The organism is Noviherbaspirillum aridicola (assembly GCF_019656455.1).
Taxonomy (GTDB): Bacteria; Pseudomonadota; Gammaproteobacteria; order Burkholderiales; family Burkholderiaceae_D; genus Noviherbaspirillum; species Noviherbaspirillum aridicola.
This window is the reverse complement of the sequence record NZ_BPMK01000013.1, coordinates 1-25,876: the sequence shown is the minus strand read 5'-3', so window position 1 is coordinate 25,876 and position 25,876 is coordinate 1. Positions and strand designations below refer to the sequence as shown.

Below are 25,876 nucleotides of genomic sequence, written 5' to 3'. Positions count from 1 at the left end.
GGCGACTAGATATAGTAGGCAGTCGTCGTCATCACCTTGGCCATCGCGCGCATGGCCATCCTCACCGGCAGCGGCATCGCCTCCGCGCCGAGGTCCTGTGCGCTCGCGCCATGCGCGACTTCATCCACGCGCATCTGCTCCACGATCGCCCTCGACTTGTGATCGCTTTCGGGGAGTGTCTTCAGATGCCCGGCCAGGTGCGCCTCGACCTGGCGCTCGGTCTCCACCACAAAGCCCAGGCTGCGCGCGTCGCCGGCCTTGGCGGCAAGCGCACCGGTGACGTAGGCGCCCGCATACCACAGCGGATTGAGCAGGCTCGTGCGTGAGCCGAGTTCATCCAGGCGCTCCGCGGTCCAGGCGAGATGGTCTTCCTCCTCGCGCCCCGCCTCCTTGAACTGCCGGCGCAAGGCTTCGGTCCTGGCAAAGCGGGCCTGCGAGTCATACAGCGCCTGCGCGCAAACCTCACCGACGTGGTTCACCCGCATCAGCCCGGCGCTATGGCGACGCTCGGTCTCGCTCAGGTCCGAGACCTGCGCCTGGCGCGCCGGGTTCGGTCGCGTGCCCGGCGTTACACCCGTCACTACGCGCAGCACTTTATCAAACGCTGTTATCAACCAGTCCATCGCGACCTCAATATCAAAAAAACAACCATGGTGCCAAGAACATCCCAATTATTCTTGCCGCATCAGCATCAATCTCCACCAACATGTTGTTACAAAACCACACAATCCTTTGCAAACCCGGGTCTGCGCCAAATTCTCTTTGCCGCGCCAAGCCACTTTTGCTCAAATCGCTATTAGCTTCTCGATCAGAAAGGTTTGGAAGTCCCGGCAAGTCAAAGCGCTAGACGGTCATGCCGGTAGAAGTATGAGGCAATTCAAAAAATCTAGCAGCCAACCCTTGGAGACCTAATCAATGAAAAAATCCCTTCTCGCACTGGCCGTTCTGGGTGCATTTGCAGGCGCAGCCCAATCCCAAACCGCAATCACCATCTATGGCGTGGCCGATGCTGGCGTCCGTCATCTCAACAACGCCAATGCCGCGGGGGACAGCAACACCACCCTGAACAGCGGCGTCAACACCGCGACCCGCCTCGGCTTCCGGGGCGTAGAAGATCTGGGTGGAGGACTGAACGCCCGCTTCAACCTCGAGATGGGCTATGACATCTCCACTGGCACGGGCACTAGCAGTATCATCTCCCCGTCGGGCTCGCTGTTCGACCGTACCGCAACCGTGGGCTTGGGCGGTGCATGGGGCAGCCTGGATCTCGGCCTCCAGTACAGCGTTGCGTTTAAGACGATCGGCGCAATCGATCCGATGAACTATCAGTACACCGGCATCATTCCGTTGGCTGGCCTTGCTGCCGGCAACCAGGTTAGCGCAGTGACGCCGAGCCGCGGCGGCACCCGGTTCCTCAACGACATCCAGTACACCGGCAACTTCGGTCCCCTTACCGTTCGTGCGGAGTACGCGCTGGGTGAGGTAGCAGGCAGCCGCCGCGACGGTTCTGCCCAAGCCGTTGGCGCAACCTTTGTCGCCGCTCCGTTCACCGTGGCGGGCGCCTATACTCGTCGCAGCCCGAATATTGCTACAGCCCCTGCAGCTGCAGTTTACGACGACAACAATCAGTGGGTCATTGGTGCTGCATTCGACGCAGGCGTTTTCCGTCTCGCCGGCGGCTACCTGGATGAGGAGCAGGACCGTGGGGCTTTGCCGGAAGCGGAACTCAAGACGGCATGGTTCGGCGGGCGTTACAGCCTGACTCCCGCAGCGGCGCTTAGCGCAGGCTATTACCACACCAAGGTGGAAACTGGCGCAGGGGATGCCAAGCGCAAGCTGTTCATCGTAAGCGGCACCTATGCGCTGTCCAAGCGCACGACGCTTTACGCCGCCATCGACCATAACCGCTACGACGGCGACTTCACATTCACCTCAGCGAACACCGCGGGCTTTGCTGCCGCTGCCCCGACGTTCAATCAACCGGCCTCGACCGCGCCTGCTGCATCCCAGGATAAAATCACTGGATTCTCGGTTGGTATTAGCCATACCTTCTAACATCCTAGCAACCGATCCGGTCCTTCAGGACCGGATTCTGCAAGGCATCCGGCAGTCGGTGACAGCCGCAAAGGTCCACGACGTGGGCCTTTTTTATTTGCGCACCTCTCGCTAGCAACCCTCGTTGTCTCAGCGCTCGCCGTTAGCGAACAAAGCAGACCATCGTTGCACAAAAACCACAAAATTAGATTCCTGCGCTCGAAATCACAGATTCTCTTTGTCGTAACGGTCGTAATTTGATGAAATAGCCACCGGTTCGTTAGCAAAAGGCTAGCGGCTGCCGTCTTCACGGCTGCACAACCAGCGTAGATCGTGAAGACTTCTAACAAAAATGCTCGATAAACCTTTGGGGATTATTCAATGAAAAAATCGCTTCTCGCGCTCGCAGTGCTGGCCTCCTTCGCAGGCGCAGCCTCCGCTCAGTCCAGCGTGACCATCTACGGCGTTGCCGATATTGGCTTGCAGCGCGTCGACTCCAATGAGCGTGGCGTCGACGAAACGTGGCGTCTTTCCAGCGGCAATCAGTCCGGCAGCCGGATTGGTTTCCGTGGTACGGAAGATCTGGGTGGTGGTCTGTCCGCACTGTTCACCCTGGAGGCTGGTTACTCCCTCGACACCGGTACCGGTGGCTCGACGGAAGGCGCTAGCACCCTGTTCAATCGTCAGGCATTCGTTGGCCTGAAGGGCGGTTTTGGTACCGTCGCAATGGGCCGCCAGTACAGCCCGATGCACCTGTTCCTGGATTCGATTGATCCGTTCGCGACGAACCTGTCTGGTAACGTCGAAAACATCTTCCCCGCTGGCTCGATCATCAACTCGCGTAACAACGTCGACAACTCGATCACCTACACCACTCCGTCCTTTGGCGGTGTCACGGGCCAAGTCCTCTACGGTTTTGGCGAGGAAGCTGGCTCCACAGCTCGTAGCCGTCAAATGGGTGCTCACGTTGGTTATGTCAACGGCCCGATCAATGTTGGCTTGGCTTACCACCGCGCAAACGGCGGTGTGAACTCCTCTACCGCACTGCCGGCTGGCACGAACGATCTCGCTCCTGGTGAAAATGCCAACTCGTTCGTCCTCGGCGGCACTTACGACTTTGGTGTTGCGAAGGCTCACGCCGCTTTCGGTCAGCACAGGGTTGAACTGATCGGTGACGAGGACGAAAAAGCCCGTACGTATATGCTCGGCGTGTCTGCACCGGTTGGCGGAGCAGGCAGGGTTCTGGCTTCGTGGGTCCGTGGCGACGACCGCAATTCCGACGACCAGATCGATCAGTATGCAATCGGCTACACCCATGGCCTGTCCAAGCGCACCAACCTGTACACCTCCTTCGGTTACACCGTGGACAAGGATGCCCGTTCCGATGGTCGCGACCTGAAAGGCACCGACTTCCGGGTTGGCGTTCGTCACCTGTTCTAATCTCATGCGGGCTTGACCTGCTTAGATGGAATAACAAAAATGGGCACCTTCGGGTGCCTATTTTTTTACCGGTTGCGCTCCGTGCAGGAACCGTCTCTTCTGGCGCCACGACGTCGTAGCAACGAACTCGCTATCGGGGTCGTTTAGGGCGGAAGACGTGCTTGTCGGCGTAGAAGAGAGTGTCTTGCCCCTCCGACCAAGAAGGTATCCCCATGATGGGTAAGGGGGTGAACGAAGCGGGCGACAGCATTCCGTACAGTGATTGAGCGATGCGTTCGTCGATAGCTTTCATGTAATCGACACGCGAAACCCTGGCCTGTTCACCGTTAAGCAACAGCGGCCAGGCATGGGCAGTAATGGCCTTGTATGGGGTGACCAGTTTTTCCATCAGAGCATGACCAAAGAGAATAACTTCACAGTCGGCCATAAAACGAGTGCGGTTGTTAAGGAAGACATCTGTCCATGCATGCTCACGTAATGCTGACAGCAGGGACAGGTCGCGCGTGACCAGGAGCGCCGCATTCTCGTCAAACAGCGTGGCGGCATCTCTGACCCGCCCCCTGACCCCAGTCACGCCACCTGTGGCTTCGATTTCCGCCGCCTGGCGCGCGTTGAGCTGTACCTTTATACGGGGGAAGGTAAGCCAGACAAGAGCATTGAAGAAGTCATGCAAATTCTCCCTTGTGGGAACACAACCAGTCTCGGCGATGAATGCCTCATAGGCCACCCCGGCAGGCAGGGCCGATTGGGGGACGAAACGAATCGTATGTCCCCGGCTATTGCGTATTCCGCGCGCCAAATCGCACGCCGCCCCCCTCCAGTTTGGTGAGGTGGCAAGAGCCTGACCAAGCTCACGGTATGGGACAAGCCAGGGACGATGCCAGTCAAGAGACTGCAAGAACTCCGGGGTCATTGCTATGCTTTGGCCTCAGGCCCACCTCCAAGCGAGGGTTTCTCCAGCCGCAAGTGGTACAAGCGCGGCATCTCCCAGCGCTAGCTCCGAGGGTATTGTCCAGCTCTCGCGCTTGAGGGTGATGGTGCCCGCGTTGCGCGGCAGGCCGTAGAAGGCCGGGCCGTTGAAACTGGCGAAGGCTTCGAGCTTGTCGAGCGCATCGGCCTGGTCGAATGCCAGCGCATACAGCTCCATCGCATGCAGGGCGGTATAGCAGCCGGCACATCCGCATGCATGCTCCTTCAGACCTTTCGGGTGCGGTGCTGAATCGGTGCCGAGGAAGAACCGCGGACTGCCGGAAGTCGCCGCCTTGATCAGGGCCTGGCGATGTTCTTCCCGCTTGAGCACCGGGAGGCAGTAGTAATGCGGGCGGATGCCGCCGCGGAAGATCTCGTTGCGGTTGTAGAGCAGGTGATGCGCGGTGATGGTCGCGCCGACGGGCCCCTCCGCTTCCAGCACGTACTGGGCCGCATCCCTGGTCGTGATGTGTTCGAAGACGACTTTCAGTTCGGGCATGTCGCGGCGCAGCGGCTGCATGACGCGGTCGATGAAGACGGCTTCCCTGTCGAAGATGTCGATGGCGGGGTCGGTGACCTCGCCATGCACCAGGAAGGGCATGCCGACTTCCTGCATCACCTCAAGCGTCTTGTAGCACTTCGACAGCGCAGTCACGCCGGCGTCGGAGTTCGTGGTGGCGCCGGCCGGGTAGAGCTTGACCGCGTGGATGAAGCCGCTGTCCCTGGCGCGCCGGATCTCGTCGGGCGGGGTATTGTCGGTCAGGTACAGGGTCATCAGCGGTTCGAATGCCATGCCGGCCGGCAGCGCGGCGAGGATGCGGTCGCGATAGGCGCTTGCCTGCCCGGTGGTGGTGACCGGCGGCTTAAGGTTGGGCATGACGATGGCGCGGGCGAACTGGCGGGCACTGTGCGGCAGTACGCTGGCCATCGCGGCGCCGTCGCGCAGATGGAGATGCCAGTCGTCGGGGCGGGTAATGGTGAGGGTATCGATTTGGGTGGACATGGGCTTCTTTCGCGGGAAGCCGGTATTTTACCCGCGCCCAAAAAGAAAAAGCCGCTCCGGCAGTGCGGGAGCGGCTTGCATCCGGGCGGCAGCGTCAGTGCGTGATGATCTTGGAAAGGAAGTCGCGCGCACGGTCGGAGCGCGGCGAGCCGAAGAACTCGTCCTTGGTGCAGTCTTCGACGATGTAGCCCTTGTCCATGAACACGACGCGGTTGGCAACCTTGCGAGCGAAGCCCATTTCGTGGGTCACGACCATCATGGTCATGCCTTCCTGCGCCAGGCCGACCATGACGTCGAGCACTTCGTTGATCATCTCGGGGTCGAGCGCCGAGGTCGGCTCGTCGAACAGCATCGCGATCGGGTCCATCGACAGCGCGCGGGCGATCGCCACGCGCTGCTGCTGGCCGCCGGAAAGCTGGCCGGGAAACTTGTCCTTCTGCGACAGCAGACCGACGCGGTCCAGGTACTTCAGGCCCTTTTCGGTCGCCTCTTCTTCACTGCGGCCGAGCACCTTGATCTGGCCCAGCGTGAGGTTCTGCCGGATGGACAGATGCGGGAACAGCTCGAAGTTCTGGAACACCATGCCGATGTGCGAGCGCAGCTTGGGCAGGTTGGTCTTCGGGTCGCCGACGGAGATGTTGTCGACCAGGATCTCGCCCTTCTGGAAGGGTTCCAGGCCGTTGACAGTCTTGATCAGGGTGGACTTGCCGGAGCCGGAGGGTCCGCAGACGACGACCACCTCGCCTTTTTTCACACTCGTCGTGCAGTCGGTCAAGACCTGGAAGCTTCCGTACCACTTGCTGACGTTTTTGATTTCAATCATTTCCTTATCCTTAGCGAATGATGGCAATGCGTTTCTGCAAGCGCCTGACCAGGGTGGACAGGGTGAAGCACAACGCGAAGTAGACGATCGCGACAAACATGTACATCTCGACGACGCGGCTGTCGCGCTGCGCGATCTTGACGGAGGCGCCGACGAAGTCGGTCACGTTCAGCAGCGACACGAGCGATACGTCCTGGAACAGCACGATGGTCTGCGTGAGCAGGATGGGCAGCATGTTGCGGAAGGCCTGCGGCAGGATCACCAGCTGCATGGACTGGCGATAGTTCAGACCGATCGCATACGCTGCGCTCACCTGCCCTTTCGGGATGCTCTGGATGCCGGCGCGCATGATTTCGCAGAAATAGGCTGCCTCGAACATGATGAACGTGATGTAGGCGGATCGGTCCGCCCCGAGCTGGACCGGGCGCTCGCTTCCGGTAATGGCCTGCAGTACGACCGGCACCAGGAAGTAGAACCAGAATATGACAAGCAGCAGCGGAATGGAGCGCATCAGGTTCACATAACCCGCGGCGATCATGGCCAGCGGCTTGAAACGCGACAGCCGGGCCATCGCGAGCAGCGTGCCGAAGATGACCCCGCCGATGGCGGCAACCACCGTGAGCTGCAGCGTGTACTGCAGGCCGGACAGCAGGTAGGGCCAGGTGCGCGTGATGACGTCGAAATCGAGGTCGCCCATCATTTGCCTCCCGCGATATAGCCGGGCACCGCGACACGGCGCTCGATGAAGGCCATGACGCGATTGGCGGTCATGGCGATGACGACGTAGATCAGCGTGGCCGCGCCGAAGGCTTCGAAGTACTGGAAGGTCATTTCACCCATTTCCCGGGTACGGAAGAAGAGTTCCACCAGGCCGATCGAGTAGGCGACGGCAGTGTTCTTGATCAGGTTCATCACTTCCGAGGTAAGCGGCGGAATGATGATGCGGTAGGCCATGGGCAGCAGCACATAGCGATAGGTCTGGATCTGCGTCAGGCCGAGGGCGTAGCCCGCATTGCGCTGACCGCGCGGCAGCGACTGGATGCCGGATCTCACCTGCTCGGCGATACGCGCCGAGGTGAAGAAGCCGAGGCAGACGATGGCGGTGACGAACTGGTGCTGGGTCGGGTCGAGCGTGACCACCAATGCCTTGACCGCCGGGACGATACCGGGGACGACGAAGTACCAGACGAAGAACTGGACGATCAGCGGAATGTTGCGGAACAGTTCTACATACGCGTTGCCGAGGCGGACCATCCACGTCTTTTCGGTGGTACGCGCGACGCCGATGATGGAGCCGAGCACGAAGGCCATGATCCAGGCCAGCGCGGCGGTGCTCAGGGTCCAGCCGAGGCCGGATGCGAGCGATTCCCACCAGGTGCCGTCACCGTCCGGAATCATCTCGAGGAATATCCCCAGGTTCATTTGTGTTTCTCCCAACTGGCACCGCCTCGTGAGCGGTGCGGTTTCGGGCGGCCGGTGTCAGGTCGACCGCCCGAAAAAAAGCCGGACTGGCGTGAAGCCATCCGGCCCTGCTTCCAATGCAATGACTTAAACGCCCTTGTCGTTCGGGTTCTTGAACGCTTCCTTGATGGCCGGCGTCATCGGGAAGTTGACGTTGATGTTCTTCGGCGGAATCGGGCTGGTGAACCACTTGTTGTAGATCTTCTCGATCTCGCCGGACTTCATCACGCCGCCGATGGTCTTGTCGACCAGCGCCTTGAACTGCGGGTCGTCCTTGCGCAGCATCATGCTGTACGGCTCGGCGCGCAGCGACTCGGGGATGATCTTGAAGTCGTTCGGGTTGCGCGAGTTGGCGATCTGGCCGGCCAGCAGGATGTCATCCATGACGAAGGCGGCGGCGCGGTCGTCGGCCATCAGCAGGAAGGATTCTGCGTGATCCTTGCCGTAGATTTCCTTCACTTCCGCGTTCTTGGTCTTCTCATAGGCCTTGAGCAGCGGGACCGAAGTCGTGCCGGAGGTGGTGGACACGGTCTTGCCGGCGAGGTCGGCCAGCGCGTTGATGTTGGACGACTTCTTCACCGCGGCGGTGACGTTGATGACGAAGTAGGTCGGGCCGAACGACACCTGCTGCTGACGCGCGGTCGAGTTGGTGGTCGAACCGCACTCGAGATCGATGGTGCCGTTCTGGAGCAGCGGGATGCGGTTGCTGGAGGTGACCGGCTGCAGGTTGACCTTCAGGTTCGGCAGCTTGAGCTCGGTCTTGACCGCGTCGACGATCTTCATGCACAGATCCATCGCATAGCCGATCGGCTGCTGCTTGTCGTCGAGATAGGAGAACGGCACGGAGGATTCGCGATGGCCGATGGTGATGGAACCGGTATCCTTGACCTTCTTCAGCGTGCCGGTCAGATCCTGGGCCTGCGCAGTGCCTGCCAGCGCGCCTGCGCCGATCAGAACCGCGATCAGTTTGTTTGCTTTCATTTTGCCTCCTGGAAAATAGTTGCCAATCTAGTGTAACAAAATTTGCCTGATAAACAGCTGGATTTTCTCTGTCTTTTCAGGGCAGTAGACACATCTTCTTCACCACGGAACAAGCGTACAACGAGAGCGGCCGTGGACCACTAAGGGTTTCTACGTAACGATCAGTCACCGACCTTATCGGTGGGGAAACGGAAGGTGTCGCGCAGCAGATGACCCATGCGCATGTTCATGTTCTGCCCCCTCGGCGGGATCGGCGAGGTGAACCATTTATCGTAGAGCTTGTAGATCTCGCCGTCGTTGATGAGGCGGCTCATCTCGCGGTCGACGACGGCCTTGAAGGCGGGGTCGTCCTTGGGCAGCATGATCGCGTAGGGCTCGGCCGACAGCGGGTCGCCGATGACGGAAAAATCCTGCGGGTTGGCCGCCGCGGCGCGCAGGCCGAACAGCAGCACGTCGTCCATCGGGAATGCCGCGGCTTCGCCCTTCTCCACCATCGCAAACGAGTTGTTGTGGTCGGCGCCTTCCACCAGTTGAAGGTTCAGTGCCCGGACTTTGTCGCGTTCATTGAGCAGCTTCACGGTGGTCGTGCCCTTGGTGGTGACGACGCGCTTGCCGCGCAGGTCGGACCAGTTGCGGATGCCGGAATCGGTGCGCACCACCATGCGCGCTGCGGCGACGAAATGGGGAATGGTGAAGGCGACCTGCTTGCGCCGCTCGGCGTTGTTGGTGGTCGAGCCGCATTCCAGGTCGGCCTTGCCGGTGGCGATCGCCTCGATACGGGTGGAGGGCGTGACCGGCAGATAGCGGATTTCGAGCTGAGGGAGCTTCAGTTCGCGCCTGACGGCCTCGGCGATCTTCTGGCATAGCTCGACGGCGTAACCGATCGGCTTCCTGTTGTCGTCGAAGTAGGAAAAAGGCAGCGACGCCTCGCGATGCGCGATGGTGATCGCGCGCGAAGCGCGAATCTTGTCGAGCGTGTCGGCCGCCTGTGCGGGAAGCGCGGTCGCACACAGCGCGGCAAGGCAGGCAATGGCCAATCGGCCGGGCTTGGTATGCATAAGGTCTCCATCTCATGCTGGTCGTATGACGCAGCGGCGCCGACATTGTATTGAAGTAATTAAATTCTTGCCGCTCGCCGTTGCTGCACGGCCACCGGTCGTGGCCGGTGGCTCATGCCTGCCCGTCAGGGATAAAGCCCGCGCATTTCCCGCGCCTGCAGGACCCGGGTGCAGCCGACGATGAAGGCCGCCGTGCGCAGCGAGACCTTTTTCTCCTCCGACAGCTGCCAGACCGCGGTGAACGCTTCCCGCATGATGCGGGTGAGGCGCTGATTGATCTCGTCCTCGGTCCAGAAGAAGCTGGAAAAATCCTGCACCCACTCGAAGTAGCTGACGGTCACGCCGCCGGCATTGGCGATGACGTCGGGCACGACGAGCACACCCTTGTCGTGCAGGATGTCGTCGGCCAGCGGCGTGGTCGGGCCGTTGGCGCCCTCGAGGATGATCTTCGCGCGGATGCGGGAAGCATTCGCCTCGGTGATCTGCTGCTCGAGGGCGGCAGGAATGAGGATGTCGCAGTCGGTTTCCCAGAAGCGGGCCCGGTCTTCGACCTGGTCGGCGCCGGCGAAGCCGGCGACCGAACCGTGCGCGGCGACATGCTGCTCCAGCGCCGGAATGTCGAGGCCGCTGTCGGACACCACCGTGGCCATGTGATCCTGCACCGCCACCACCTTCGCGCCGGCTTCCGCGAACAGCCGCGCGGCGATGCCGCCGACATTGCCGAAGCCCTGCACCGAGATGCGGGCGCCACGGATATCGATGCCGCGCCGGGACGCCGCCTCGCAGCCGACCACGTACACGCCGCGTCCGGTGGCCTCGCGCCGCCCGAGACTGCCGCCGAGGGAAATCGGCTTGCCCGTCACCACGCCGGTGGCGGTGCTGCCCTGGTTCATCGAAAAGGTATCCATCATCCAGGCCATCACCTTTTCATTGGTGTTGACGTCGGGCGCGGGAATGTCCTTGTTGGGGCCGATGATGATGTTGATTTCGCTGGTATAGCGGCGGGTGATGCGCTGCAGTTCGGCGGTGGACAGGGTCTTGGGATTGACGCGGATGCCGCCCTTGGCGCCGCCGTAGGGGACGTTGACCGCGGCATTCTTGATGGTCATCCAGGCCGACAGCGCCATCACTTCGGACAGAGTGACGTCCTGGTGAAAGCGCACGCCGCCCTTGCCGGGGCCGCGCGAGGTATTGTGCTGGACGCGGTAGCCTTCGAAGTGGGCGATGCTGCCATCGTCGCGCTCGATCGGAACGTCGACGATCAGGATGCGCTTGGGTCGCTTGAGCGTCTCGACCCAGCGGGCAAGCGTGCCGAGATAGGGGGTGACGCGATCGATCTGTTCGAGATAGACGCCCCAGGGACCGATGTCGGAGGGGGTCAGGTAGGACGGGACTTCATGCTGGCTCGACATGTTACGACTGCTCCTCTGAGTTAGGCCGCCGCTTGTGGCGGCGGCAGGCACTCGGATGCTAGTGCAGGTGAAGCGCGCAAATCCAATGCTTTGTTGGCATTTAACTATGCGTTTCGTGCATAGTTTCAGAAGGGAACTAGCTGCTCTCAGCCCGGGCGACATCGGGCTTCCCGCGCTTCGGCTTGCGGCCCGAGTCCTGCCGCTGGCGAAGGTAATCCCACAGCCGTCCGACAACGGGCTTGCCCGGCCGTTGCAGGGAAGGGGCTTCGCGGTAGAGGCGGATTTCCATGGTCACCTCCCAGTCGGGCAGTCCGCCGTCGGCGCGCGCGAGCTGCTTCTGCCTGACTTCGCGCGTCACGGCCGACTCCGGCAGGAAAGCCAGGCCGTGTCCTTCGAGCGCCATCATCTTCAGGCCCTCCGCCATGTCGGTCTCATAGCGCTTCTCGAGATGCAGCGGGCGCCTGGCGTCGGACAGGATGAGCTCGACCATGCGGCCGAGGTAGGCATTGCTGGTGTAGGAAAGAAACGGCAGGGGCGACCGGGCGCTGCCGGGCAGGGTCAGTTCGGGCACGCCGGAACGGTCGCAGCGGGCGTAGGCCCGCAGGGTCTCGCTGCCGAGCGTGATCATGTCGTATCGGCTGCTGTCGAGCTGCACCGGCTGGCGCGGGTGGTGATAGCAGAGCAGCAGGTCGCAGCCGCCTTCGACCATGGTCATCACCGCGTCGTGGACGTTGAGGGCGATCAGCCGGGTGTTGAACACGCCGAAACCGGCTTCGAGCGCGGTCATCCATTTCGGCATGTAGGTCAGCGACAGCGTGTGCGGCACCGCGAAGTCGACCGTGGTCTGCGCGGTCGGGCGCTTGCCGCGCAGGAGTGCGCGCGCGTTGTTGATCTGGCCGAGCATTTCCAGCGCCTGCTCATAAAAGACCTCGCCCGCGGGCGTGAGCCGCGTCGGGTAGGAAGTGCGGTCGATGAGGTCAGTGCCGAGCCAGGCTTCGAGCGACTGAATGCGGCGCGAGAAGGCGGGCTGCGTGACATGCCGCAGCTCGGCCGAGCGGCTGAAGCTGCGGGTCTCGGCAAGCGAAATGAAATCTTCCAGCCATTTGGTTTCCATCGCGCTATGTTAGCGGCAACCGCGGCGCGCGGCCAGCGTGGCGGGATGTCCGGTCAGGCGGCAGACTCCATGTCGAGATCGCCGCCGGGCGATGCCGGCACTTCCTGCCGCGCCTGCTGCCGCGCCCACATTTGCGCATACGCGCCGTCGCGGGCGATGAGTTCGGCGTGGGTTCCGCGCTCGATGATCCGGCCATGGTCCAGCACCAGGATCTGCGCGGCATCGGCAATGGTCGAGAGACGGTGGGCGATGACCAGCGTGGTGCGATCCCGCGCGATCTCCTTGAGCTGGGCCTGTATCGCCTGCTCCGCGCGCGAGTCGAGCGCGGAGGTGGCTTCATCGAAGATCAGGATGGCGGGATCCTTCAGCAGCGTGCGGGCGATTGCAACCCGCTGCTTCTCGCCGCCGGACAGCTTGAGGCCGCGCTCCCCGACCATGGTCGCATAGCCGTCGGGAAGGCTTTCGATGAAGTCGTGGATGTAGGCCGCGCGCGCGGCGGCGATGATCTCTTCCCTGCTCGCCTGCGGGTTGCCGTAGGCGATGTTGTACTCGATGGTGTCGTTGAACAGCACGGTATCCTGCGGCACGATGCCTATCGTCCGGCGCAGCGATTCCTGCGTGACCTTGCGGATGTCCTGGCCATCGATGGCGATGCGGCCGGACTGGACATCATAGAAGCGGAACAGCAGCCGCGACAGCGTCGACTTGCCCGAGCCGCTGTGGCCGACCACCGCGGTGGTGGTGCCTGGGCGGATAGTGAAGTCGACGTCGAACAGGATCTGGCGCTTGGCTTCATAGCTGAAGTCGACATGTTCGAAGCGCACCTCGCCGCCGCTGACCACCAGCGGCTTCGCATCCGGTGCATCGGCGACCTCGCGATGCTGGTCGAGCAGCTTGAACAGGCGCTCCATGTCGGCCAGGCTCTGCTTGATCTCGCGGTAGAGCACGCCGAGGAAGTTGAGCGGTATGTAGAGCTGGATCATGAAGGCGTTGACCAGCACCAGGTCGCCGAGCGACATGGTGCCGTCGATCACCCCCTTGGTCGCGCGCCACATGATAAGCGTGACGGCGACCGCGATGATCGCCGACTGGCCCGTGTTGAGGAGGGAAAGCGAGGTCTGTGACTTGACCGCCGCCGCTTCCCAGCTGCGCATGCTGCGGTCGTAGCGGCGCGCCTCGTAATCTTCGTTGCCGAAGTACTTGACGGTCTCGTAGTTGATCAGGGAATCGATCGCGCGCGTGTTGGCCTTGGAATCGAGCTCGTTCATCGTGCGCCGGAAATTGGTGCGCCATTCCGTCACCACCACCGTGTACAGCACGTAGATGGCCAGCGCGGCGATGGTGATGCCGGCGAACCAGATGTCGTAGTGCAGGACGAGGTAGCCGATCACCAGCGTGACTTCGACGATGGTCGGCAGGATGCTGTAGAGCGTATACGAGACCAGCGAGGAGATGCCGCGCGAACCGCGCTCGATGTCGCGCGTCATGCCGCCGGTCTGGCGGTTGAGATGGAAGCGCAGCGAGAGCGAATGCAGATGGCGGAATACCTGCAGCGCGATGGTGCGCACCGCGCTTTGCGTCACCTTGGCGAACACGAACTCGCGCAGCTCGGTGAACATCGTGGTCGACAGGCGCAGAAAGCCGTACAGGATCAGTATGCCGACCGGCAGCGCCAGCGCCGCCTGAGGATTCTGCGGGCTCAGCGTCAGGCTGTCGACGAGCTGCTTGAGCACCAGCGGCACGCCGACGTTGGCGAGCTTGGCGCCGATCAGAAAGGTCAGCGCAAGCAAGACCCGCCATTTATAGGCCCACAGGTAGGGAACCAGGGTTTTCAGCGTGCCCCAGTCATTGCGGGTGCCCTCGTTGGCGGGCGGCTCGGGGGAGGATACGGGATAACGTCGCATGCGGGATGACGGGAAGAATGGTTTATGCTTCGGCTTCGACGATTGTAGCCCGGTACGAGCAAGCGGTCCGGGCAGTAACAGGGAGAACACGAATGACCGATCTGCACCAGACCACACTACCCGAAGGAAAAATCCCGCAGCTGCGCGTCATGCCCATGCCCGCGGACGCCAACGTGCACGGCGACGTGTTCGGCGGCTGGATCATGGCGCAGGTCGATATCGCCGGCTCGCTGCCGGCGGTGCGCCGGGCCAACGGCCGGGTGGCGACGATCGCGGTGAATTCCTTCGTCTTCAAGCAGCCGGTATTCGTCGGCGACCTGCTTTCCTTCTACGCGGAAGTGGTCAGGGTGGGCAATACCTCGATCACGGTGAATGTCGAGGTCTATGCGGAGCGCAACCGGCTCCAGGTGGAGACGGTGAAAGTCACCGAAGCGACGCTGACTTACGTGGCGACCGACGAAGCGCGCAAGCCGCGCCAGATTCCTCCACTCGCGCCCTGAGACGCGACAAAAAAAAACCGCCTGCAGGCAGGCGGTTTCTTTGCGGCCTGAAATGATCAGGCGGCCTTCTTCTCGTCGCGCAGCTGGCGGCGCAGTATCTTGCCGACGTTGGTCTTCGGCAGTTCGTCGCGGAACTCGATGTACTTCGGCTTCTTGTAGCCGGTGAACTGCTCCTTGCAGTAGTTCATCAGTTCGTCCACGGTCAGGGCCGGATCCTTGCGCACCACGAACAGCTTCACCGCTTCGCCGGAGTTGGGGTCGGGCACGCCGATGCAGGCGCACTCGAGAACGCCCGGGTGGGCGGCGACCACTTCCTCGACCTCGTTCGGATAGACGTTGAAGCCGGAGACCAGGATCATGTCCTTCTTGCGGTCGACGATCTTCACGTAGCCGCGCTCGTCCATCACGCCGACGTCGCCGGTCTTGAAGAAGCCGTCGGGCGTCATGACCTTGGCGGTTTCGTCCGGGCGGTTCCAGTAACCGGTCATCACCTGCGGGCCGCGGATCGCGATTTCGCCGGGTTGGCCGAGCGGCAGCGGATTGCCCGCATCGTCGAGGATGGCGATCTCGGTGCCGGGGATCGGCAGGCCGATGGTGCCGGAGAACTCGGTCGCGTTGCCCGGGTTGCAGGTTGCCACCGGCGCGGTTTCGGACAGGCCGTAGCCTTCGATGATCGGGCAGCCGGTCACCTTCAGCCACTTGTCGTTGACCGCCTTCTGCACCGCCATGCCGCCGCCGTTGCAGATCTTGAGGCCGGAGAAGTCGAGCTTGGCGAAGTCGGGATGGTTGAGCAGGCCGTTGTAGAGCGTGTTCACCGCCGGGAAGGTGTTGACCTTGTACTTGCCCAGCTCCTTGATGAAGCCGCCGATGTCGCGCGGGTTCGGGATCAGGATGTTCATCGCGCCCCAGCGCATGCCCATCAGTGCGCAGGCGGTGAGCGCGAAGATGTGATACAGCGGCAGCGCGCAGACGATGGTCAGCGGGTCGACCTTCGGCTCCTTGTTGAGCGCGGGCTGTGCCCAGGCATCGTTCTGCAGCACGTTGGCGATCACGTTGCGGTGGGTCAGGGTCGCGCCCTTGGATACGCCGGTGGTGCCGCCGGTGTACTGCAGGAAGGCGACGTCGTCGTGGCCGAGTTCGGCCGGCTTGAAGGTCTGGCGCGCGCCTTCGGCCAGCGCGGTCTTGAAACGGGTGGCGTTGGGCAGCGAGAACGCCGGCACCATCTTCTTCACGTTGCGGACCACGAAATTGACCAGCATGCCCTTGAGGCCGCCGAGCATCTCGCCCATGCTGGCGACGACCACGTGGCGGACCTTGGTCCTGGCGATCACCTGCTCCAGCGTGGTCGCGAAGTTTTCCAGGATGATGATGGCTTCCGCGCCGGAGTCGTTGAGCTGATGCTCGAGTTCGCGCGGGGTGTAGAGCGGATTGACGTTGACCACGGTATAGCCGGCGCGCAGGATGCCGGCGAGCGCGACCGGGTATTGCAGGACGTTCGGCATCATGATGGCCACGCGCGCGCCCTTCTTCAGGCCGCGCGACTGCAGCCAGGCACCCAGCCGGCGCGACATCTCGTCGAGCTCGGCATAGGTGAGGAATTTATCCATGCAAACGAAGGCGTTCCGGCTGGCGAACTTGCGGAAGGATTCTTCCAGCAGGTGCGCGAGCGACCGGTATTGGGTGTAATCGATTTCTGCCGGTACGCCCTGGGGATACGACTTCAGCCAGATTTTTTCCATAGTCTGCCTCTTATCTTCTGTGTAATGATGGCCGCGAAAAAAACGAACGACCGGTTTTTTTGTTAGCGCTAGATGCTATCCATGCGCGCCCGCCGATGCAAGTCTTTTAAGCGCTATCAGAATACTTCTTCTAAGCCGGCACTGGTTTTGCATTGCACAAAATCCTCGCCGCCGCCGGGACGAAAAAAAAGCGACCCCGTGGGTCGCTTCGTCTCGCGGCATGTGCTGCAGGGCTGCTACTGCGAGCCCGCCGCCTGCAGGTCGCCGGAAGCCATCGAGGGCGGCTCGGCGTAAGCGGCGAGCTGGCGATGCCGCTCGTCCTTGCCGAGCGATGCCATCGTTCGCACGGCTTCATAGAAACGGCCGAGATCCTTCTGCCGGGCGAGCATGGCCCGGAATCCCGGCACCAGGTCGTTGTATGTCGCGATCGCGGAGAGATGCGCGTTCGACAGCGGCTCGGCGAACCAGCGGTCGTAGCCGGCGTAGCCGTTCCAGCGCTCCTGCTTGATGACTTCGTATTCTTCCTTGAGCGTCTTGAAGATGGCCGCCTTTTCGCGGCGCTTGTGGTCGTCGCTCAGGTCGCTGGCATAGAGCGCCTTGAGTGCATCGCGATGCTTCATCAGGAGCGCCACGAAGTCGCGCTTGCGGCTCTCGTAGGCGGCATAGGCCTTGCGCGTCTTGTCGTCGCCGTGCTTCTCGAGCCAGCGCTCGACGCCCGCCTGCTCCACCGCCACCGCGAAGGATTCGTTGAAGCTGGAATCGCCCGGCACGTACACCACCTGGTGCGCGAGTTCATGGAAGACCAGCCGCGCGAGTTCGCCGTCGGGATAGCCGATGAAGGTCGACAGCACCGGATCGCTGAACCAGCCGAGCGTCGAATAGGCCGGCACCCCGGAGATTTCGACGTCGTAGTTCTGCGCCCGCAGCTCCTCGGCATAGGCCCTCGCGTCGTCGCGGCTGTAGTAACCGCGGTACTTCACGCAGCCGGCGACGGGGAAGCACCATTGCATCGGCTTGAGAGACAGTTCCGGCGTCGCCACCACGTTCCACATGACGAAGGGCCGCTTGACGTCCGCATAGGTGGTGAACGTGCCGTTGTCGGGGAGACCGAGCTCGCGCGCGGCGAAGGCCCGGATTTCCTTGACCCGTTCCAGCTTGCCCTTGAGCTTGACTTCCGTATCGGGGCTGGCGAGCCATTCATCGATCGGGCGCGCCTCCGACATCAGGGACAACTGGCCGTGTGCGGCCTGGACGAAATACCCGATGCTGCTGCAACCGCCTGCCAGTCCCGCCACGCCGCACAACAGCAAGGCACGCCACTTCATTTTCATTTCTACACTTTCGCAACCTGCACCAGGACGTCATAAAACGTTGGCGCGTTTCCCATGTCGGTCAGGCGCTGGCTGGTGACCTCGTTGGCGTTGCGGCCGTCGCTGGCGAACTTCTTCCACCAGATCGACAGACCGACCACCAGGCCCTGCCTTGCCCTGTCGGTCACGCGTGCACGGGCGACGAAGGAACCGCGATCGTTGAAGATGCGGACCATGCTGCCGTCGGCTATCCCCCTTTCGGCTGCATCCGACGGATGCATGTCGAGATGAGGCTCGCCCTCGGTATCACGCAGACTCTGCACATTGACGAAGGTGCTGTTAAGAAAGTTCCTTGCGGGCGGGGAAATCATGGCGAGCGGATATTTCTTTGCCAAGTCCGGCGCGCTCGCAACCGATTCATAGGGAGGTATCCAGGTTGGCAGCGGGTCAAGTCCGTCGGCGAGCATGCGCTCGGAGTAGAACTCGCACTTGCCGGAAGGTGTGGCAAAACCTCCCTCGGCAAACGGCGCCGCCGGCAGATTGAGCTTTTGCCATCCCTTGCGCTTGAGGGATTCCCAATCGACCTGCACCGCCCGCGGGTCATCGCGGCGAAAGGCCTGCGCCGCGATCTCATCGTCGCTCTCGTTGAAGCAGGTATCCGCAAAACCCATCCGGGCAGCGAGCAGGCGGAAGATTTCCGTATTCGGCCTCGCCTCGCCTAGCGGCGCCACCGCGGCATTGTTGGCCATCATGTAGTTGTGGCCGTAGGCGCTATGGACATCGACGTGTTCGAGTTGCGTCGTCGCCGGGAGCACGATGTCGGCGTAGTCGGCGGTGTCGGTCTGGAAGTGTTCGAGCACGACGGTAAACAGATCCTCGCGCGCGAAGCCCTGCGCCACTTTCGGCGACTCGGGCGCCACCGCCACCGGATTGGCGTTGTACACGACCACCGCCTCGATACGCGTGCCGAACGCCGGCGTCGACTCGCGCAGCAGATCGTCGCCGATGGTGCTCATGTTGATGGTGCGCGGCCGGTTCGGCAGCAGGTCGGGGCGCTGCAGGGCGGCGTTGTTCTTCGGGAAACCGTCGGAGGAGGACAGCTGGATGCCGCCGGCCGCATGCCGCCAGGCGCCGACCAGGGCCGGCAGACAGGCGATGTTGCGCACCGCCATGCCGCCGCCGCGCACGCGCTGCAGCCCGTAGTTGACGCGGATCGCCACGGCTTCGCCACGTTTTGCCGTCTCGCCGTATTCGCGCCCCAGCTGCTCGACCTCGGCCGGCATGATGCCGCACGCTTCGGCGGTGCGCTCCGGCGTCCATTCCGCCACGCGCTCGGCGAGCCGGTCAAAGCCGATGGTATGACGCGCGATGTAATCGGTGTCGAGCAGGCCGTCGCGCACCAGCACATGCATCATCCCCAGCGCGAGCGCGGCATCGGTGCCGGGCAGCAGCGCGACATGCTGGTGGCATTTCTCCGCGCTGAGGGAACGGTAGGGATCGATCGCGATGAGCTTTGCCCCGCGCCGCTTGGCCTCCTGGGCGCGCATCCAGAAATGCAGGTTGGAGGCGATCGGATTGCCGCCCCAGATCAGGATCAGCTTCGCATTCTGAAACTGTTCCAGGTCGGTGCCGATGCGGCTGCCTATCGTGTACTTGTAGCCGGCGCCTCCCGCGGATGCGCAGATGGTGCGGTCGAGCAAGGACGCGCCGAGCTTGTGGAAGAAGCGCGCCGCCATCGACTCACCCTGCACCAGCCCCATCGTGCCGGCATAGCTGTAGGGCAGGATGGCCTGCGGATCGCGCGCGGCGATTTCCCTGAGGCGGGCGGCGATGGTATCGAGCGCCTCGTCCCAGCTGATGCGCTCGAAGCGCCCTTCCCCCTTGCGCCCCACCCGTTTCATCGGGTGCAGCACGCGGTCCTTGTGATACGTACGCTCGGTGTAGCGCGACACCTTGGTGCACAGCACCCCGGCCGTGGTCGGGTGATCGGGGTCGCCGCGCACCTGGGTCGCCACCCCGTCTTCAACGGTAACGAGCAAGGCGCAGGTATCCGGGCAGTCATGCGGACAGGTCGCGCGAACGGTAGAAATGGGCATAGTGGCAATCCGGGAAAACAGGCAGGCATGAGCCTCGGTAAAATCACGACGAGGCGCTGCGTCGTAATATACCGATATTGGCTGCACGGCGCATGCCGCACCGCCCCATCCCGGAGACCCGAATGAAGCTGATCGACCCCATTGTGCAGTTCCACGCCGAACTTCAGCAGATCCGCCGCGACATCCATGCCCATCCCGAGCTCTGCTTCGAGGAGCGGCGCACCGCGGACCTGGTGGCGGCCAGGTTGAGCGAATGGGGGATCCCAGTGATCCGCGGTCTCGCGGAAACGGGCGTGGTCGGCATCGTCAAGAACGGTAACAGCGCCCGCGCCATCGGCCTGCGCGCCGACATGGATGCGCTGCCGGTGCAGGAAACCAATACCTTCGCCCATGCCTCACGCCATCCCGGCAAGATGCACGCCTGCGGCCATGACGGCCACGTGGCGATGCTGCTCGGCGCCGCCCGCTATCTGGCGCGGCACAGGGATTTCGACGGCACGGTCTACCTGATCTTTCAGCCGGCCGAGGAAGGCGGCGGCGGCGCCCGCCGCATGATGGACGAGGGTCTGTTCCAGCGCTGCCCCATGGATGCGGTGTTCGGCATGCACAACTGGCCGGGCGTGGCCGCCGGGACCTTCGGCGTCACCGCCGGTCCGATGATGGCCTCCTCCAACGAGTTCGAGCTGACGATACGCGGCAAGGGCGCGCATGCCGCGCAGCCGCACAAGGGCATCGATCCGATCATGGCGGCCATCCAGGTGGCCCAGTCCTGGCAAACCATCATCACCCGCAACAAGAGCCCGCTCGATACCGCCGTGCTGTCGATTACGCAAATCCATGCCGGCAGCGCAACCAACATCATCCCCGACACTGCCACGGTGATCGGTACCGTTCGCACCTTCACCACGGGCGTCCTGGATCTGATCGAACGGCGCATGCGCGGCATCGCCGAGCATACCGCGGCCGCCTTCGACGCCACCGCGGATTTCGAGTTCGTCCGCAACTATCCCCCGCTCGTGAATCACGCGCGCGAAACCGCCTTCGCCGCCGACGTGATCCGCTCCATCGTCGGCGACGCCGGCCTCGATGACCGGGTCGAGCCGACCATGGGCGCCGAGGACTTTGCTTTCATGCTGCAGGAAAAGCCGGGCTGCTATGTTTTCCTTGGCAACGGCGAAGGCGGACACCGCAGCGCGGGGCATGGCGCCGGGCCATGCAACCTTCACAACGGCAGCTACGATTTCAATGACGAGCTGCTGCCGATCGGCGCCACCTACTGGGTCAGGCTTGCCGAAGCCTGGCTGCGCAAGTCCTGAGCATGGACGCGCTCGCGCCGCTCGCGTCCGCTTACGCGCAGGTCGCGCTGGCCAATATCGTCCGCGAATTCCCAAACAAGCCCGACCACCTGCTGCGGACTGCGGATGACCTGCGCCCGCCGCGCGCGCTGCATCCCGTCTTCTACGGCAGCTACGACTGGCATTCGTCCGTGCACATGCACTGGACTCTGGTTCGATTGCTGCGCCTCTGCCCGGGCCTGCCGGAGGCCCACGCGATTCGCGGCGTGCTCGACAGCCACTTCACGATATCCAACGTCGAAGCCGAGCGCGGTTATATGCGGCAGCCGGGACGGGAGACCTTCGAGCGCCCCTATGGCTGGGCATGGCTGTTGAAGCTGCAGGCAGAACTGGCCCTGCTCGCAAACACCGACGCTCATGCCAGGCGCTGGCAAGCCTCGCTGGCGCCGCTGGCGGATGCCGTCGTCGACCGCTTCCTGCACTTCCTGCCGCGGGCGCGCTATCCGGTACGCGCGGGCACGCACGGCAACAGCGCGTTCGCACTCCTGCTCGCGCTCGACTACGCGCAGGCGCAGCAGCATCTTGCGCTGCGCAAGCTGATCAGCGAGCGCGCCAATCAGTGGTTCGGCCAGGACCGGCGCTACCCTGCGGCCTATGAACCGGGCGGTGAAGACTTTCTGTCGCCCGGGCTGGTCGAAGCGGCGCTGATGCTGCGCCTCGTGGACGGCTGCAGCTTTGCCGACTGGTGGCATGTCTTCCGTCCCGCCCAGGAAGCGCTTGGCGCCTGGCTGCTTCCCGTGGACGTCGACGACCGCAGCGATGCCCGCCTGTCCCATCTCGACGGCCTCAATCTGTCGCGTGCATGGTGCTGGCGCTTGCTGCTGCCCGAGATGCCCGCCGAACTCCGCCCCGCGGTGGAAAAGGCGATCGACGCGCATCTCGCGGCTTCCCTGCCGCACGTGGCGCATGGCCCCTACGTCGGCACGCACTGGCTGGCGAGTTTCGCGCTGCTCGCACTGAGTCCCACAGGATGTGACGGCTACTGATAGTGTTCGAGCAATCGGATGTCGCCATACCAGGCTTCGACGGTATCGCCGGTATTGTCGGTGTCGGTCAGCACGCCGATTCCGATCAGCTTGCCCGGCTTTTCCCCATAGGCCTTCTCGAAATCCTCGATGATGTTGCGCGTCAGGGTGTGCCACTTGCCGATACCCGCCGTGCCCTGTGAAGCCACCAGCATTCGTACTCGCCCGGTGTGCGGGCTGCGGATGACGCTGCCCACCGGCGCCTTGTTTTCCCAGATGTACATCAGCGTGGCATAGGGGAAGTCGTGACCGGTCAGCATCTTGGCGCTCTCGAACAGCACCTGCTCCGAGAACGGCAGGTTCTCCTTGTCGCCATCGAATGCGAGGATGACACGCACCGGCGAGTCTTCCGTTGCACGCGCGGTGTTGTCAGCCTCCTCCAGCACATCACTGATCTTCCATTCCCACTGCAGCCACGGATTGCGATGCGGGTCGATCTGCGTGCGCAGTATCAGACCCGACGATGCCTTTTCCGCGCTGGCGTGCAGCACGGTGCGGTTTTCCTTGCTGACGAGCTGGTAACGGGTCTGCTTCTTCTGCCGCAGCAGGATCATGGGCTCCCAACCCGCAGGCAGCGCGCCCGGCGATCCTGCCGAAAATCGCGACAGGGTCGGGTCGGCTTTGATGATGGACCCGGACCCCTGGTCCGTACGCGTCGCCGCGCAGCCCGCAAGAATAAAAGGAAGCAGGAAGAGAGCGAAGATGCGATTCATGGCGCGGTCAGGATTGGATTTCCGGTCGGAAATGAAGCTGATTCTATCCCGACGCTGACTCGCCGTGGGTACGTACGCGTACTTCGTTCAGTCCGGCAGCTTGTCCTGACCGTCTCCGAGACGCGCGGCCGGATTCATGCGTTCCAGGGCCAGCAAGACAGCCGACTGATCGGCAGTCGACAGTTCGCCAAGCATGTCGCGGTAGAGCTGCGTGACGAGTTCGGTGACGGGCAGTCGAATCCCTCCCGCCGCGGCCGCCGCCAGCGCATTATCCAGATCCTTGGCCTGGCTCTTCACCTGGCCTCCGGGCAGAAAATTCCGGTCGAGCATGCGTTGTCCGTGCACCTCGAGGATGCGGCTCTCGGCAAATCCACCGCGCAACGCAGTGCGTACCGCAACCGGGTCGGCGCCCCCGACCTGCGCAAGCAACAGTGCCTCGGCGACGATCGACAAGGTGCCGCCGACGATCAGCTGGTTGCACAGTTTGGCGAGCTGGCCGCAGCCGGCCGGGCCGACCAGGGTCGGTCGCCCAAGAACGGACAGCACGTCGCGGGCGCGCTCGAAATCCTCGCGTCGCCCCCCCGCCATGATCGCCAGCGTACCGGCTTCCGCCCCGATCACACCGCCGGAGACCGGTGCGTCGATGAAGCCGAGTCCGGCGTTGCGCAGCATATCGTCGAATGCCTGCGCCTCCGACTGCCGCGTCGAGCTCATGTCGACGACGAGGGTCCCTTTGCGCATCGCCTTCATGGCGGTGTTCAGCACACCCGCCACCGCCGGTCCGGCCTCGAGCATGGTCACCACGATGTCCGCGTTGGCGACCGCGTCCTCGATTCGATCATCGACTGCGGCGCCTAGCGGCAGCAATGCTTCCGCTTTTTGTCTCGTCCGGTTCCACGCATGGAGCGGATAGCCGGCGTTCAGCAGCCGGCCCGCCATCGGCTTGCCCATCAGACCGATACCCAGAAAAGCGATTCTCGTTTGCGCTGCGTCCGCGTCCATCCCGGTCTCCCTCATCAAAATTCTTTTCATTGCATAATCAGCTGCCATCATCTCAAAAAACCTGGACGCCATGTCGAACCTTGATATCCACCCCCTGCTCGCGACGCCGATGCTGCTGGGCGAAAGTCCCTTCTGGCATCCGGACGAACATTCGCTCTACTGGATCGATATAGCCGGCAAGGCTGTCCACCGATTTCATCTCGCCAGTGGCCTGCACCGCAACTGGCCGCTCCCCTCCGAACCGGGATGCATCGCCCGCACGACCGACGGCCGGATTCTCGTCGCCATGCGCAGCGGCCTGGCATTCCTGGATACCGCCAGCGGTGAGCTCGCGCCATTTGCCGAAGCCCCCTATGACCCTTCCCTCATGCGGTTCAACGACGGCCGTTGCGACGCCATGGGCCGCTTCTGGGCCGGAACCGCGTATGACGCGCGGGACAAGGCGCTCGGCTCGCTCTATTGCATGGAACGCGGCGTCATCAGGGATCTGCACAAGCCGGTGACGGTATCGAACGGCGTCGCGTTCAGCGTGGACAATCGCACGCTCTATCATGCCGACACATCGGCACACCGGATCACCGCATACCCCTGGGACCTTCAGACGGGCGCGCTCGGTGCCCCTCGCCTCTTCAAGGAGTTCTCGAGCGTGAAGGATGAGCGCTACGGCGGCCGCCCGGACGGTGCAGCGGTCGACAGCGAGGATGCCTACTGGTGTGCGATGTATGAGGGCGGACGCATTCTGCGCATCGCGCCGGACGGTGAGATCCTGCTTGAGATCGCATTGCCGCTACGCTGTCCCACCATGCTTGCATTCGGCGGAGAGGACATGCGCACCTTGTTCATCACCTCCGCGCGCAACAAGCGTAGCGATGAAGAGCTTGCCACGTATCCGCTCTCGGGCTGCGTCCTGACACTCCGCACCGAAGTCGCGGGCCGCGTCGAGCCGGCATACGCACCGTAATGGTGATGGTCTGCGCGCGTCATTGGCGTTGCATCAACCGCACGCGCGGCGGCGCTTGAGCGCTGACATCCTGCCGTCATGCGGAAAACCGAAAATAACAATGATCTGCTCCTGAAGCCGGGGCAAGGACAGGGACGACGCGGGCGGATGTCCGCGACGCATAACAAAATGGAGAAAAACCATGAGAACCGGGGATCTCGCACTCAGCCTCGCAGTCGCTTCGATCTTTTCAGCAGTAGCCATCCCGGCACGGGCGGTCGATTCGGTATCGCTGGAAGCCGGTCACGGTGACAGCACCCGCCTCGTCCGCGCGGGCGTGCAATGGAACTGGGACCAGCAGTGGTGGAAGTCGAACGGCACGCACATCGGCGGCTACTGGGACCTGACACTCGCCCAGTGGCGAGGCAGCCGGTACAGGGATATCGGAGGGCGCTCTCAGGAACTGGCCGTTCTGGGCATTACGCCCGTGTTCCGTTTTCAGAGCGACTCGCGGAAGGGCTTCTATATCGAGGCCGGCATCGGCGCCAACCTGCTGTCGGAACGCTATGACAACGACGGCAAGCGTTTCTCTACCCGCTTCCAGTTCGGCGACCACGTCGGCCTCGGATACGTCTTCGCGAACAACCTCGACCTCGGCCTGAAAATCCAGCATTTCTCCAATGCCGGAATCAAAAAGCCCAATCCGGGCGTGGACTTCGCCATCATCCAGCTCCGCTACGGGTTCCAGTAGCGCCGCAACGGACTTGCCAGTGGCACCAGGGACTACGATCACCAGATGCGCCGCGGTCATGCCATAGCAAGCCAGGCGCCACACGCAGCAGCCACACGCTGCTAATCGTTGCTGCAAATCGTCGCCGCAAAGCAAAAAGCCCCGACTCGGTTGAGTCGGGGCTTTTCTGGGGTAAGAGCCTGACGATGACCTACTTTCACACTGGTTGCAGCACTATCATCGGCGCGGAGTCGTTTCACGGTCCTG

The 25,876-nt window shown here is 62.8% G+C and carries 23 protein-coding genes and 1 pseudogene; 7 read left to right on the top strand and 17 right to left on the bottom strand.

The genetic code is table 11. From position 1 onward, the window contains the following. Positions 1-5: 5 nt before the first annotated feature. The gene (gene coq7, locus NCCP691_RS14765; protein ID WP_220809317.1) at positions 6-623 is read right to left on the bottom strand and encodes a 2-polyprenyl-3-methyl-6-methoxy-1,4-benzoquinone monooxygenase; all 618 of its coding nucleotides are present in this window, start codon (positions 621-623) and stop codon (positions 6-8) included. A 292-nt stretch (positions 624-915) separates the two neighbouring features. Between coq7 and NCCP691_RS14760 the strand changes: the two genes are divergently transcribed. Beyond that, the gene (locus NCCP691_RS14760; RefSeq protein ID WP_220809316.1) at positions 916-2,055 is read left to right on the top strand and encodes a porin; all 1,140 of its coding nucleotides are present in this window, start codon (positions 916-918) and stop codon (positions 2,053-2,055) included. A 360-nt stretch (positions 2,056-2,415) separates the two neighbouring features. Further along, on the top strand, positions 2,416-3,474 hold the full coding sequence (locus tag NCCP691_RS14755; RefSeq protein WP_220809315.1) for a porin: 1,059 nt from the start codon (positions 2,416-2,418) through the stop codon (positions 3,472-3,474). Between the two features lie 130 nt (positions 3,475-3,604). On the opposite strand, the gene NCCP691_RS14750 is transcribed toward NCCP691_RS14755, so the two are convergent. The 10 genes from NCCP691_RS14750 to NCCP691_RS14705 form a co-directional block, all read right to left on the bottom strand. Next, a complete protein-coding gene (locus NCCP691_RS14750) occupies positions 3,605-4,387 on the bottom strand; it encodes a DUF3025 domain-containing protein (RefSeq protein ID WP_220809314.1) in 783 nt (260 codons plus the stop codon). Between the two features lie 15 nt (positions 4,388-4,402). After that, the gene (gene pyrC / locus NCCP691_RS14745) at positions 4,403-5,446 is read right to left on the bottom strand and encodes a dihydroorotase (protein ID WP_220809313.1); all 1,044 of its coding nucleotides are present in this window, start codon (positions 5,444-5,446) and stop codon (positions 4,403-4,405) included. A 94-nt stretch (positions 5,447-5,540) separates the two neighbouring features. Then, on the bottom strand, positions 5,541-6,269 hold the full coding sequence (locus NCCP691_RS14740) for an amino acid ABC transporter ATP-binding protein (RefSeq protein ID WP_220809312.1): 729 nt from the start codon (positions 6,267-6,269) through the stop codon (positions 5,541-5,543). Between the two features lie 10 nt (positions 6,270-6,279). Then, positions 6,280-6,969 (bottom strand): amino acid ABC transporter permease, encoded by a 690-nt coding sequence (locus NCCP691_RS14735; protein WP_220809311.1) that lies wholly within the window; start codon positions 6,967-6,969, stop codon positions 6,280-6,282. After that, positions 6,966-7,691 carry an amino acid ABC transporter permease gene (locus NCCP691_RS14730; RefSeq protein WP_220809310.1) on the bottom strand — a complete coding sequence of 242 codons (726 nt, stop codon included), beginning with the start codon at positions 7,689-7,691 and terminating at the stop codon, positions 6,966-6,968. Before NCCP691_RS14730 ends, NCCP691_RS14735 begins: the two co-directional genes overlap by 4 nt. Before the next feature lie 126 nt (positions 7,692-7,817). Beyond that, entirely contained in the window at positions 7,818-8,711 is an 894-nt protein-coding gene (locus NCCP691_RS14725; protein WP_220809309.1) for a transporter substrate-binding domain-containing protein, read from the bottom strand. 161 nt (positions 8,712-8,872) lie between these two features. After that, positions 8,873-9,769 (bottom strand): amino acid ABC transporter substrate-binding protein, encoded by an 897-nt coding sequence (locus NCCP691_RS14720; RefSeq protein ID WP_220809308.1) that lies wholly within the window; start codon positions 9,767-9,769, stop codon positions 8,873-8,875. Between the two features lie 125 nt (positions 9,770-9,894). Further along, on the bottom strand, positions 9,895-11,181 hold the full coding sequence (locus NCCP691_RS14715) for a Glu/Leu/Phe/Val family dehydrogenase (RefSeq protein WP_220809307.1): 1,287 nt from the start codon (positions 11,179-11,181) through the stop codon (positions 9,895-9,897). A 136-nt stretch (positions 11,182-11,317) separates the two neighbouring features. Beyond that, positions 11,318-12,295, bottom strand: coding sequence for a LysR family transcriptional regulator (locus NCCP691_RS14710; protein WP_220809306.1), 978 nt, complete (start codon positions 12,293-12,295; stop codon positions 11,318-11,320). Between the two features lie 53 nt (positions 12,296-12,348). Further along, entirely contained in the window at positions 12,349-14,199 is a 1,851-nt protein-coding gene (locus NCCP691_RS14705) for an ABCB family ABC transporter ATP-binding protein/permease (protein WP_220809305.1), read from the bottom strand. A gap of 92 nt (positions 14,200-14,291) precedes the next feature. Between NCCP691_RS14705 and NCCP691_RS14700 the strand changes: the two genes are divergently transcribed. Beyond that, a complete protein-coding gene (locus NCCP691_RS14700; protein WP_220809304.1) occupies positions 14,292-14,699 on the top strand; it encodes an acyl-CoA thioesterase in 408 nt (135 codons plus the stop codon). 56 nt (positions 14,700-14,755) lie between these two features. Here NCCP691_RS14700 and NCCP691_RS14695 read toward each other — a convergent pair whose 3' ends face one another. From NCCP691_RS14695 to NCCP691_RS21685, 4 genes and pseudogenes are all read right to left on the bottom strand, one after another. Next, on the bottom strand, positions 14,756-16,438 hold the full coding sequence (locus NCCP691_RS14695; protein ID WP_220809303.1) for a long-chain fatty acid--CoA ligase: 1,683 nt from the start codon (positions 16,436-16,438) through the stop codon (positions 14,756-14,758). A 236-nt stretch (positions 16,439-16,674) separates the two neighbouring features. After that, positions 16,675-17,769, bottom strand: a complete 1,095-nt coding sequence (locus NCCP691_RS14690; protein ID WP_220809302.1) for an aminopeptidase — start codon at positions 17,767-17,769, stop codon at positions 16,675-16,677. A 2-nt stretch (positions 17,770-17,771) separates the two neighbouring features. Then, positions 17,772-19,661 carry a molybdopterin-containing oxidoreductase family protein gene (locus NCCP691_RS14685; RefSeq protein WP_507763531.1) on the bottom strand — a complete coding sequence of 630 codons (1,890 nt, stop codon included), beginning with the start codon at positions 19,659-19,661 and terminating at the stop codon, positions 17,772-17,774. 69 nt (positions 19,662-19,730) lie between these two features. Continuing rightward, positions 19,731-19,787: pseudogene (locus tag NCCP691_RS21685) on the bottom strand (hypothetical protein); the annotation flags it as partial. A gap of 179 nt (positions 19,788-19,966) precedes the next feature. On the opposite strand from NCCP691_RS21685, the gene NCCP691_RS14680 reads away from it, so the two are divergent. Both NCCP691_RS14680 and NCCP691_RS14675 read left to right on the top strand, forming a co-directional pair. Continuing rightward, entirely contained in the window at positions 19,967-21,160 is a 1,194-nt protein-coding gene (locus tag NCCP691_RS14680; protein ID WP_220809300.1) for a M20 aminoacylase family protein, read from the top strand. A gap of 2 nt (positions 21,161-21,162) precedes the next feature. Continuing rightward, entirely contained in the window at positions 21,163-22,185 is a 1,023-nt protein-coding gene (locus NCCP691_RS14675; RefSeq protein WP_220809299.1) for a DUF2891 domain-containing protein, read from the top strand. Here NCCP691_RS14675 and NCCP691_RS14670 read toward each other — a convergent pair. After that, complete coding sequence (locus NCCP691_RS14670) at positions 22,179-22,937, bottom strand: DUF3047 domain-containing protein (RefSeq protein WP_220809298.1); 759 nt, start codon at positions 22,935-22,937, stop codon at positions 22,179-22,181. The genes NCCP691_RS14675 and NCCP691_RS14670 overlap by 7 nt on opposite strands. Positions 22,938-23,024: 87 nt before the next feature. Then, a complete protein-coding gene (locus tag NCCP691_RS14665; protein WP_274387238.1) occupies positions 23,025-23,969 on the bottom strand; it encodes an NAD(P)-dependent oxidoreductase in 945 nt (314 codons plus the stop codon). 40 nt (positions 23,970-24,009) lie between these two features. Between NCCP691_RS14665 and NCCP691_RS14660 the strand changes: the two genes are divergently transcribed. Next, complete coding sequence (locus NCCP691_RS14660) at positions 24,010-24,900, top strand: SMP-30/gluconolactonase/LRE family protein (RefSeq protein ID WP_220809296.1); 891 nt, start codon at positions 24,010-24,012, stop codon at positions 24,898-24,900. A gap of 181 nt (positions 24,901-25,081) precedes the next feature. Continuing rightward, a complete protein-coding gene (locus NCCP691_RS14655) occupies positions 25,082-25,630 on the top strand; it encodes an acyloxyacyl hydrolase (RefSeq protein WP_220809295.1) in 549 nt (182 codons plus the stop codon). Positions 25,631-25,876 lie beyond the last annotated feature (246 nt).